Origin of the sequence: Saccharopolyspora sp. 7B, assembly GCF_020177435.1 — a bacterium.
GTDB lineage: Bacteria > Actinomycetota > Actinomycetes > Mycobacteriales > Pseudonocardiaceae > Saccharopolyspora_C > Saccharopolyspora_C gregorii.
Genome location: NZ_JAIUKC010000086.1, coordinates 1 through 11,269, shown reverse-complemented (window position 1 = coordinate 11,269; position 11,269 = coordinate 1). Strand labels below are relative to the sequence as shown.

Here is an 11,269-nt window from a genome sequence, read left to right as displayed (position 1 = left end):
GGACCTTTAACTCCTTTTGGGGGGTGGTGTGCGGATGGGGTGATGGGGGGGCCTCCCCGCGGGCTGTGGCGGGGTGAACGGACCGTTCGTCCCATCTAGTTGGTCGAACGGTCCGTTCACTCGGCTTCCGGTCAGGACTTGGTGCGCAGGGCTTCCGCGCCTCCGGTGTCCGCGTCGTGGTGCGGCCAACGCGGGGTGTCGCCCGTGGGGGTGTCGCCGAGGACGGTGACGCGTTGGCCGACGCGGCGCTCGGTGTAGTCGTTGATCGCGTAGTGCTGGGTGGCGCGGTTGTCCCACATGGCGATCGCCCCGGCGTTCCAGCGGAACCGGCACACGTTGCTCGGGTGCTCGGCGACGGCGTACAGGTGCTGGAGCAGCGCGTCGCTCTCGGCGGCGGCCAGCTGCGGGATGCGCCGGGTGAACATGCGGTTGACGTACAGCGAGCGCCGCCCCGTCTCCGGGTGCACCCGCACCACGGGGTGCTCGGCTTCGCTGCGGAACGAGCCGTTGGGGTGCTCGAACACGTGGACCGCGGTGAGCCCGTCGAGCATGTCGCGCAACGGCGCGGAAAGGGACTCGTAAGCCCGGTGCTGGTTGCTCCACATCGTGTCCCCGCCGAACGGCGGGCATTGCACGATCTGCAGGATGGAGGCGACCGGCGGGGTGGGGCTGAACGTGACGTCGGTGTGCCACACGTCGGCTTTGGCGCCCTGCGCGGAATCGAGCACCACGATTTCCTCGTGTCCGTCGAGCTTCGGCAGGAACGGGTGCACTTCCAGTTCTCCGAGCCGCTTGCCGAACTCGATGTGCGCCTGCGGCCCGAGCCCGGCGGCCTCGGGGAAGAACAGCACGAGGTGTTCGAGCAGCAGTGCGTGGACCTGCGCGAACGCCTCGTCGGTGAGGGAGTTCAGGTCGATGCCGCGGACCTCGGCGCCGAGTGCGCCGCTGATCGGGCGAACCTGCAGGCCGGTGTCCTGAACGGGAGCCGCCATGATGATGCGCCTTTCTGAGTGGAGCCGATGACACTTGTTCCGCGCATGCGGAACGGCGGATCGGCGAATCGATGAATCGCCGTCCGGATCGGGTCGAATTCTTGACCGGAATCGGGTTCCGGTGCGATGCTGCGCGAACCGGATTCGGGTTCCGGTGGTGATTTTCCCCGGGCGGAAGAACCGCGTGGAATGCGCGGGAAAACGGGGGATCGCGAGCCGGGAATCCGGCTGGAGAACACCGGAAGCATGGACAGGAGTGCACCAGTATGGCTTCGGAGACGACGGATCCCGGCGCGCGGTTGGCGGCGCTGACCGACCTCGCCACCCCGTTCGCGGTGCGCGCGGCGGTGACGCTCGGCGTCCCGGACCGGATCGCGGAGGGCACCACCGGGCTCGCCGAGCTCGCGACGGCCACCGGGACCGACGCCGATTCCCTGGCCCGGCTGCTGCGCCACCTGGTGGCGATCGGGTTCGTGGCCGAGCAGGGCGGCCGCTTCGCGCTGACCGACGTGTCCCGGCACCTGCTGGGCGCGGACAGCGCGTGGCAGAAGAAGTGGCTGGACCTGGACGGCCCGGGCGTGAAGATGGACCTGGCGTACGCGGGCATGGCGCACTCGGTGCGCACCGGCCGCTCCGGTTACGAACCGGTGCACGGCGTGCCGTTCTGGGAGGACTACCAGCGTGACGACGCGCTGCGCGGGTTCTTCGGCGCGATCATGGCCGCGCACGCGTGGCAGACCGGCCCGCTGCTGGCCGCCGAGTACGACTGGTCCGCGGTCAAGAGCGTGATCGACATCGGCGGCGGGGTCGGTGCGCTGCTCGTCGAGGTGCTTCGCGGGCAGCCGCACCTGGAGGGCGCGGTGCTGGACCTGCCACCGGTGGCCGCCGAAGCCGACGAGGCGCTCGCCGCGTCCGAGGTGGCCGACCGCGCCGCGTTCGTGCCCGGCAGCTTCTTCGACGAGCTGCCCGCCGGCTACGACCGGTACGTGGTGTCGCGGGTGCTGACGGACTGGCCGGACGCCGACGCGGTCCGCATCCTGCGCCGCTGCGCCGAAGCGGCGGGCAGCGCGGGACGCGTCCTGGTGGTGGAGGTGCTGGCCGGGGAGGAGCACGCGAAGAACAACTCCTCGTTCGACCTGCAGTCGCTGTCGCTGCTCGGCGGCCGGGAGCGCTCCATCGCCGACTTCGAGGCGCTGGCCGCCGAAGCCGGTCTCGCGGTGCGCGGCAGCCGCAGCTGGGACGGCGGCCTGGTGCTCGTGGAGTGCGCACTCGCCGGCTAGCCACCCGCCCCCGGCCTGGGTGGCGCTCATGCCCAGGCCGGGAGGCGCCGCGCCCGCGGGTCCGGCAGCACCCCCACCTGGTGCAGCCGGTCCAGCAGCGACAACCGGTGTTGCCCGAGCCCGGCCATGTTGTGCATGACGGTGTAGCGCAGCCGGTCGTTGCCGCCGGTGCAGCGCAGCGCCCGCCGCCCCACCACGCGGCCCGTCCAGGACAGGTCCGTGATCATGCGGGCCGCGTTGTGGCTCGTCCGTCCGATGTGGACCAGTTCGGGCAGCCGTTCCGCCTCGTAGGAGCGGATTCCCGCGTCCACCGCGGCGGGGCTCAACTCCCCGCCCACGTGCCGGGCGAGGCTCTCCGCGTCCGTGATCGACGTGTTCATGCCCTGCGCCGCCATCGGATGCACCGAATGCCCCGTCTCACCGACCAGCGCCAGCCCCGGAACACCCAGGCCCGGCGCCAAGAACCGGGACACCGGCAGCACCTGCCGGTTCGCCGAGCTCGCCCGCAGCGCGTCCGCCAGCGGTTCCAGCGCCGGCGTGTCCCGCACCAGGTGCTCGATCCACCCGGCCATGCCGTCGGAATCCAGCCCGCGCAGCTCGTCCGCACCCACCTGCACGTACAGCCGCACCCGGCCGCCCGGCAGCGGGTACCGCAACCGCAGGCCGCGTTCGCTGACGTACGCCGAGAAGTCCTGCTCGACCCGCGGCGCGTCGGCGATGTCGAACGCCGCCAACCGGTGCGGGTACTCGTCGCGGTGTGCCGGGATGCCCGCCGACTTCCGCAGCCGCGAGGAGATGCCGTCCGCGGCGACCACCAGCGACGCCCGCACCTCCCGCTCCTGACCGCCCTCGGCGACCCGCACCCCCGCGACCCGGCCGTCCGCGTCCCGCAGCAGGTCGCGCACCAGCACGCCGCGGCGGAACTCCACCGAGCCGTCCAGCCGGTCCGCCAACGCCTCCAGGATCACCGGGTAGTCGTGGGCCAGCAGCCACCGCTCCTGCTCCCGCAACCGGTCGTAGTCCAACGCCATCAGCGGCGCGCCCGCGGTGTCCCGCGCCACCAGCCGCGCCAGGCGCAGCCCGCCGCGCGACTCCAAGCGCTGCGCCACGCCCCACTCGCGCAGCACCCGCAGCGCGCCCGGTTGCAGCACCTCGCCCTTCGCGACCCGCGACGGCTCGGCCATCTTCTCCAGCAGCAGCACGCGGAAACCCCGCGCGCCCAGCGCGCAGGCCGCGGCGAGCCCACCGACCCCGGCCCCGCACACCACCACATCGGCGTCCACCGTCAACTCCTCCCCGCGGCATCGCGGTAGCGGGCCAGCGCGCGCAACGCCAACCCGTTGGCCAGCGCCCGGTTCGAGTAGCGGGACACGTGGCGCACGTACTCGTTCACCGGCGCGGCCGACCAGGACCCGTCCGGGCGGCGCGCGTCCAGCAGCCAGCGCACCCCGCGCCGCACCTCCGCGCCGTCGGCACCCCCGCCCGCGACCAGCAGCGCGCCGACCGCCCACGCCGTCTCCTCGACGGTGCCCGGTTCGTCGCCGCCGGTGCCCCACGAACCGTCCGGCAGCTGCGCGCGCACCAGCCACTCCCGCGCCCGCCGCGCCGCGTCGGAACCGCCCGCCCCGGCGCGCACCAGCGTCTGCAGCACCGCCGACGTGCCCGCCGTGTGCATCCGGTACCAGACCGATTCGTACGAGCCGTCCGGCCGCTGCGCGCTCGCCAGCCAGCGCACCGCCCGGCGGATCCGCCGATCCGCCGCGGGCACCCCGGAATCCAGCAGCCCGTCCAGCGACTGCGCCGTCATGTGCGGGCACGGCCCGCTGTTGGCGACCTTCGTGTTCCGCACGCACAGGCCCCACGAACCGCGCGAGTCCTGCTGCGCGAACAACCAGCGCGCGCCCGACTCCAGCGCCGGGCGCTGCAGCTCACCGGGGAAGCGCGCCAGCGCCGACATGATCTCCCCGGTCTCCAGCGAGGCCGGCCAGCCCTTGCCGGACCAGCCCCAGAACCCCGGCGGGCAGCCGAACGCGGTGAACGGCCGGTGCTGCTGCTCCCGCAGGAACACCTCCCGCGTCGCCAGCAACCGCTCGTCGGTCGCGTACCCCGCCTCCAGCAGCCCGCCCGCCGCGTACATCGACCAGGTCAACCCCAGCGGGCCGCTGTTCCACGACCCGTCCTCGTTCACCTGCTCCCGGAACCAGCGGACCGCGCCCGCCACCATGTCCGCGCCCAGCCCGGCGCGCGCCAGCCCACCGCAGATCAACCCGGTCACCCACGCGTCCTCGCACCAGCCACCGGTGCTGCCCTCGTGCTCGTAGACCTCGCGGATGATCGCCAGCGCGCCCGGCGTGCCCGCCTTCGCCAGCAGCCGCGTCAGCGGCGTCTGCTCCCGGGTCGCCGCCTGCGCCAACCCCAGCGCGCACACCATCGGCGCCCGCAGGTCGAACAACCGCAGGAACGGGCCGCGCAGCACCGCCAGCTCCAGCGGGAACCGGCGCATGTCCGACGTCCGCAACCAGCCGACGAACGAGTAGAACTGGCGGCACCAGGCCGTCACCTCCGGGTGCGGAATCCCTTCCAGGCCACCGTGGTCCAGCATCCAGCGCTGCCCGGCCGCCACCGCGTCCGCCGCCGACTCCGGCGCCACCAGCTGCAACGTCGCCGACGCCACCGCCGTCGGACCCGGCTCGTCCGCGCCGCCCGGCACCATGCTCCAGCCGCCGGTGTCCGACTGCCGGGCCCGCAGCCACGCCACGCCCCGCTCGATCAGGTCCGCCGAACCGCGCGGATCGGCGAAGTGCAGCGCGCTCACCGCGCCCACCGTGCTCAACGTGGACGTCAGCCCGTCCTCCGAGTAGTCGAACACGCCGTCCGGCCGCCGCGCCGCGAACACCGCCTCCGCCGCGGCCTCGATCGCCTCGGAGACCTCCTCGGCCCGCGAAGTCGTCATGGCAGCGTCGCCTCCCGTCGCTCCGCCGTGGGGAACTCGTGCCCCGAACGCAGCACGGCCTGCGCACCGAGGCTGAACACCAGCGCGGGCACCAGCACCGCCAACGCGAGCCACAGACCCGCCGCACCCGCGATCAGCGCGCCCGCCAGCACCAGCCGCTCCGCGACGAGGATCTCGTGCGCCCGCAACGCCTTCCGCGGCGGCAACTCCCGGATGTGCTCCAGCAGCAACGAGAACGCCGCCGTCCCCGCGCACGCCGCCACCGTCGCCAACGCCGAGTAGCCGCCCCGCTGCGGCACCGCCTCCGCCAGCGCCAGCACCACCAGCAACCCCGACGCGTACAGCGCGAACGACGTCCGCACCGCCACCGGGATGCCGCTGCGCACCGGCACCGAGCGGTAGCCGCCCGCCCGGTCGCCGTCCACGTCGCGCATCGTCCCCACCAGGTTCGACGCCGCGTCGTGCGCCAGGAACACCAGCGCGAACACCAGCACCGTCCACGGCACCCGGTCCGCGCCCAGCAGCGCACCCGCCGCCAGCGCCAGCGCCGTCAGCGAACCGCGCACCAGGTTCCCGGACAGGCCGCGCGCCTTGCAGAACCGGCTGTAGGCGACGATGCCCGCCGTCGCCACCACCACCAGCAGCACCGCGTGCCAGTTCACCAGCAGCGCGAACACCGCGGCCGCCGCCGCGCAGCCCACCCCGCAGGCCAGCGCCGCCCGCGGCGACAACCGGCCGGACGGGATGGGGCGCTGCGGCTTCCCGATCGCATCCAGCTCCCGGTCGAAGTAATCGCCCAAGTAGTGCCCGGACAACCAGCCCAGCGCGGGCACCACCGCCGCCGCCAGCAGCGGCACGCCCCACCCGGCGCCGGCGGTGACCGCGCCCGCGATCCCCACCATCGCCGGATAGCAGGTGGTGTAGGGCCGCCAGGTCTCGACGTGCGCCCGGATCCCGCGGTGCACCGCGGACATCGATGCGGCCACGGCTAGCGGTCCCGGTGGATCGCGAGGTCCGCCACCGCCGCCAGCAGCCGCGAACCGTCCCCGCCTGGCAGCACCGCCAAGTCCCGGTGCGCCCGCCGGATCTCCTCGGCGGCCTCCGCCGCGGCGCGCTCCACCGCGCCCAGCCGGGTCAGCACCTCCCGCAGCAGCGCGAACGACTCCACCGGGGACCGGGTGCCGCTGAGCGCTTCCGCGAGCAGCGCGCGATCCCGCGCGCCCGCCATGCCGTGCGCCACGATCACCGGGAACGTCGGCCGCATGTTCCCCGCATCGCTGCTGCCGGACTTGCCGGTCACCTCGGTCTCCGCCAGGTACGGCAGCAGGTCGTCGTGCATCTGGAACGCGGTGCCGACCCGGTCGGCGAACCGCGTCGCCGCCGCCACCTGCTCGGTGTCCCCGCCGCCGAGCACCGCACCGGACCGGCACGCCGCTCGGAACAGGGCGCCCGTCTTCAACGCCGCCATCCGCCGGTACCGCTCCGGCGGGCACGCCGGATCCCGCAGCAGCTCCGCCTCCAACGCCTGCCCCCGGCACAGGTCCACGCCCGCGTCGGCGACCGCGCGCACCGCCGCCAGCACCGGTTCGGCGGGCAGCCCGCACTCGGTGAGCGCGGCGAACAGGCTCAGGATCAACGCGTCGCCGGTGACGATCGCGTCCGGCACCCCGAACCGCACCGGCACCGAAGCCCGGCCCCGCCGCAGCTCGTCGCCGTCGATGATGTCGTCGTGCACCAGCGAGGCCACGTGCAGGTACTCGATGGCGACCGCGGCGGGCAGCACCGCCGCGCGATCCCCGCCGACGGCCTCCGCGGCCGCGACCAGCATCACCGGCCGCAGCATCTTGCCCGGCGCCAGCAGCGCGTACCGCGACACCTCCCTGATGTGGTCGGTGCCCGCAGGCCAGCGGCGTTCCAGCTCCGCGCGCAGCTCCGCGGCCACCGGGGAGGCGGCCAGCAGCGCCGCCGGATCCCCGGCCAGGTCGTGGGCGTCGCTGATCCGGGCGGTCACCGGGCGGGCTCGCTGACCTCGGCGGCCAGGTCTCCGGCGGTGGCGTCCGCGGCGGAGAACTCGGCCGCGACCTCCAGCACCAGGTCGTTCGCCGCGCGGGTGCCGACGGTCAGCCGCACCCCGGACCCGGCGATCTCCCGCACCACCACACCGCGCTCGGCGCACCGGTCCACGAAGCGCTGGTTCGCCCCGCCCAGTGGCAGCCACAGGAAGTTCCCGCCGCTGGCGGGCACCGGGATCCCGTGCGCCAGCAGGCCTTCCCGGAGCCGGTCGCGTTCGGCCGCGACCTCCGCGCACTGGGCACGCATCACCTCGGACGCCGCCAGCGCCGCCGCGGCCGCCGCCTGCGCGGGCCCACTCACCCGGAAGAACAGCGCGCTCGGCTTCAACGCGGCCACCACCGGCTCCGCTCCCAACAGGTAACCGACGCGCATGCCGAGCAGCCCGTACGACTTGGAAAAGGTCCGAGCGATGGTGAGCCGGTGGTCCGTTCGGGCTAGTTCGATTCCATCCGCAATGGTCTCGCCGGTCCCGGTGGCGAAGTCGATGTAAGCCTCGTCGAGCACGACGTGCACATCACTCGGAATGCGATCGAGGAACCCGGTGATCTGTTCCGCGGTGAGGATCGACCCGGTCGGATTGTTGGGGTTGCACAACAGCACCACCCGGGTGCGGTCCGTGACCGCGGCCGCCATCGCGTCCAGGTCGTGCGCCGAATCCCGCAGCGGCACCCCCACCGCGCTCGCCCCGGCGTTGCGGATCATCAGCGGGTACATCTCGAACGACGGCCAGGGGTGCACGACCTCGATGCCCGGGCCCGCGTGGACCTGCAGGAACTGCTGGAGCAGCGCTCCCGAACCGACGCCGGCCAGCACGCGCTCCGCGGCCACCCCGTGGTGCTCGGCCACGCGCGCGACCAGATCCGACGAGAACGGGTCCGGGGTGAGGTTCAGCGTGTCGAGGGCGGCTTCGGCGGCAGTTCTCACGCCGGGCAGCGGTGGGGCGAAATTCTCGTTCAGGGAGAGCTGGTGCACAATTGAGGTCACAGTGCCAATCCCGTTCTGGCCGCTGGGTTTCATGGCCTCTCGTGCGGTGTCCGCCGGTTTCGTTCCGGACCGCTCGCGATGCTGATCGAATACTGTGTTCCGCGGCCTTCGATGTCAAGGTTCACGATCTCGTAGAACGTGATGAACGTGTTTCGAATCTGTGTAGTCGGTTTTTGTCGAGGGGATCCCCTGAGATCTTCGTGGCAGCGGGACGCAAGTCGTCCGGCGCGTCCCGGCGCTGTGCTAGTCCGCGGCGAGCCGATCGGCGGCCTCGTCCGCGCGCTCCGCGGCGCGGTGGGGCGGCGTGCCGCGGATCGTCTCCGCGCACCCGCGCGCGGGCGTTGAGATCAATCTGTGATCTAGGTGGTTCCGCCAGGTCAACGGGCTTCGGGGCCGGTCGTTCGCCCTCGGCGTGACCATGCTCGCCCGAATGGCTCTGGAATATTCCACCGGTCGTTCGGTACACCGGACGCGGTGCGCCCGCCACAGCGGCAGTCGGGGCCCGGCGGCCGCACCCGCCACGGTCCGGGGACCGGTGGCTGCGCCACGACCGGCGGGAGTACCGGTCGCGGCAGAACCGCGGCCCCGGTGCGTTCGGGGCGCGCCGGGGTCGCGGACCCGTTTCCCGCATTCGACTCGAATGCGCGGGATCGAACCGCCGAACACCGCCGACCGGGCGAACCGCGGATAGTCCGACGGCACTGTGAAAACGGCAAATACCGGCACTTTTGGGCCGAATGTCGCCGCGATTAGGGTCGCAGACGATTCCTCAATGGCAGCGGGGCGGGCACCGGCCCGTTTCGTGGAGGGACCGGGAACGGACCACGCGCAGCCGAACCCGGACAACCGACAACGCCCGGGACGCCCCATCGCCCCGGGCGCGAGATCGAGGAGAGCAAGATGGTCGCTGCCCCACGTCGCATGGCCCGCATCGCCGGGATCGCCGCGGTCGCCCTCTCGGCCGCCGCCACCGTCTCCGTCTCGGCCGCCCAGGCCGAACCGGCCGACGTCACCCCGTACATCGTCGGCGGCCAGGACGCCGACATCGCCGACCACCCGTTCGTCGTCGCGCTCACCACGCCCGACGGCCAGCAGTTCTGCGGTGGCTCGCTCGTCTCCGAGACGAAGGTCGTCACCGCCGCGCACTGCACCACCGGCTCCGACCCGTCCGAGATCAACGTGCTCAGCGGGCAGACCGAGATCAGCGGCACCGGCGGCACCGTCTCCGAGGTCAGCGACGTCTGGGTGCACCCCGAGTACACCGACGCCACCCTGGGCTTCGACGTCTCCGTCCTCACCCTGTCCGCTCCCGTCGAAGGCGCTCAGCCAGTCGAGCTGGCCACCGCCGACGACGCCGGCTACACCGCGGGCACCGACGCCACCCTCCTCGGCTGGGGGACCACCTCCGAAGGCGGCTCCACCTCCGACCACCTGAAGACCGCGACCGTGCCGGTGAGCTCCGACGCGGACTGCTCCGCCGGGTACGACGAGTACAGCCCCGACTCGATGGTCTGCGCCGGCCTGCCCGAAGGCGGCGTCGACGCCTGCCAGGGCGACTCCGGCGGCCCGATGGTGGCCGACGGCCGCCTCATCGGCGTCACCTCCTGGGGCGAAGGCTGCGCCCGCCCCGGCAAGCCCGGCGTGTACGCCCGCGTCGGCGCCTACAACGACGTCCTGACCGAGCAGATCGGCAGCTGATCGCCTGACGGATTCCCGCTCGCTCGGCTGAGCTGGGCGGGTGGCGGAACCTCAGCGGCGCCCTCGCTGCGGGATCGTTTTCACAGGTGGCTCCGCCACATGAGAAATGCAGTACGGGGCGGTCCGGAAGGGCCGCCCCGTACTCGTGCGTCCGGTCAGGTGAGCTGGCGGGTGGAGCGGTCTTCGAACTTCGTCGCGTAGCCGCCGATGATCGCGCGGGATTCCACCGTGCCCAGCGCGACCCGGTCCAGGCAGTCGACGGACTCGCGGAACGCGGCCACCCGTTCCTCGTCGTCCAGCAGCAGTCCGCACTCCTGGCTCTCCAGCAGCACCGTCGCCACCCCGCGCGCGAACTCGATCAGCGTGAACGGCCCGCCGAGCCCCGCGTGCACCCCCAGGTTCGTCGGCAGCACCCGCACCGCGATGTTCGGCGCCTCCGCGGAGCGCAGCAGGTGCCGCAGCTGCCCGCCCATCACCGCCGCACCGCCCACGGGCCGGGTCAGCACCGATTCGTCCAGGTACGCCGTCAACGCCACCGGCGAGGCCTTGTGCAGGATGCCCTGCCGCACCTGCCGCACGTTGACCTGCTCGTCCACCTCGCCCGTGCCCGCACCGGACGCCGCGCACACCGCGGTCGCGTACGCCCGGGTCTGCAGCAGCACCGGCACGTAGCCGAGGCTGAGCTCGGTGAGCCGGGAGGCGCGCTGCTCCGCGTCGATGCACGCGCGGGTGTGCGCCGAGAGCCCCGCCATCGCCTCCCACCACGACGGGCGGCCCAGCTCCTCGGCCATCGTCAGCAGCTGCTCGCGCCGCTTGCCGCGCACCCGCAGCGCCGCGAGCACCGCGGCCAGGTCGGGGCCGCCGATGCCGCGCTGCGCCGTCTCGATCCGGCTGATCTTCGCGATGCTCCAGCCCAGCTGTTCGGCGAGCACTCCCTGGGACATCCCTTTGTCCTTGCGCACCTTGCGGACCTCGGCCGCCAGCGCGCGGGCCCGGGGGGAGTTCGACATGATCGTCAGAATATGGTGCCAGCGCGGAAAAAACCGTCGCTCGATCAGGTACTGGTGAACTGCCCGAACGGCCGCAGATTCCCGGCCCTGCACCGAAGATGCGCCCCTGCCGAGAACTTCCCGGAGCGGAATCCTCCAGCGCAGCCCCGCTTCCGCGCCCGATCCCCCGGCCGCCACGCGCGGTGATGTCGCGGGGACCCGGAAACCGGGCCCCCGCCACCCACAAACCCCCCCCCCCCCCCCCCCGCCCCGGCGCGGGGGGGGGGGGGGGGGGGGGGG

9 protein-coding genes are annotated in these 11,269 nt (G+C 73.2%); 2 read left to right on the top strand and 7 right to left on the bottom strand.

Translation table 11 applies throughout. From position 1 onward, the window contains the following. Positions 1–131 precede the first annotated feature (131 nt). Positions 132–992: a TauD/TfdA family dioxygenase gene (locus tag LCD33_RS14710; protein WP_224956101.1), complete on the bottom strand. Its 861-nt coding sequence runs from the start codon at positions 990–992 to the stop codon at positions 132–134. Positions 993–1,258: 266 nt separating this feature from the next. Between LCD33_RS14710 and LCD33_RS14705 the strand changes: the two genes are divergently transcribed. Further along, positions 1,259–2,272, top strand: coding sequence for a methyltransferase (locus tag LCD33_RS14705; RefSeq protein ID WP_224977947.1), 1,014 nt, complete (start codon positions 1,259–1,261; stop codon positions 2,270–2,272). A gap of 26 nt (positions 2,273–2,298) precedes the next feature. On the opposite strand, the gene LCD33_RS14700 is transcribed toward LCD33_RS14705, so the two are convergent. The 5 genes from LCD33_RS14700 to LCD33_RS14680 are packed head-to-tail and all read right to left on the bottom strand — an operon-like array spanning position 2,299 to position 8,315. Beyond that, complete coding sequence (locus LCD33_RS14700; RefSeq protein WP_224956099.1) at positions 2,299–3,555, bottom strand: NAD(P)/FAD-dependent oxidoreductase; 1,257 nt, start codon at positions 3,553–3,555, stop codon at positions 2,299–2,301. 2 nt (positions 3,556–3,557) lie between these two features. Continuing rightward, positions 3,558–5,225, bottom strand: coding sequence for a prenyltransferase/squalene oxidase repeat-containing protein (locus tag LCD33_RS14695; RefSeq protein WP_224956098.1), 1,668 nt, complete (start codon positions 5,223–5,225; stop codon positions 3,558–3,560). After that, complete coding sequence (locus LCD33_RS14690; RefSeq protein WP_224956097.1) at positions 5,222–6,211, bottom strand: UbiA family prenyltransferase; 990 nt, start codon at positions 6,209–6,211, stop codon at positions 5,222–5,224. Before LCD33_RS14690 ends, LCD33_RS14695 begins: the two co-directional genes overlap by 4 nt. A 2-nt stretch (positions 6,212–6,213) precedes the next feature. After that, entirely contained in the window at positions 6,214–7,236 is a 1,023-nt protein-coding gene (locus LCD33_RS14685; protein ID WP_224956096.1) for a polyprenyl synthetase family protein, read from the bottom strand. Further along, positions 7,233–8,315, bottom strand: a complete 1,083-nt coding sequence (locus LCD33_RS14680; protein WP_224968698.1) for an aminotransferase class I/II-fold pyridoxal phosphate-dependent enzyme — start codon at positions 8,313–8,315, stop codon at positions 7,233–7,235. The genes LCD33_RS14685 and LCD33_RS14680 overlap by 4 nt, the downstream gene beginning before the upstream one ends. 867 nt (positions 8,316–9,182) lie before the next feature. Here LCD33_RS14680 and LCD33_RS14675 point away from each other — a divergent pair. Further along, positions 9,183–9,980 carry a trypsin-like serine protease gene (locus LCD33_RS14675; protein WP_224956094.1) on the top strand — a complete coding sequence of 266 codons (798 nt, stop codon included), beginning with the start codon at positions 9,183–9,185 and terminating at the stop codon, positions 9,978–9,980. Positions 9,981–10,135: 155 nt separating this feature from the next. Here LCD33_RS14675 and LCD33_RS14670 read toward each other — a convergent pair whose 3' ends face one another. Continuing rightward, positions 10,136–10,990: a helix-turn-helix transcriptional regulator gene (locus LCD33_RS14670; protein ID WP_224956093.1), complete on the bottom strand. Its 855-nt coding sequence runs from the start codon at positions 10,988–10,990 to the stop codon at positions 10,136–10,138. Positions 10,991–11,269 lie beyond the last annotated feature (279 nt).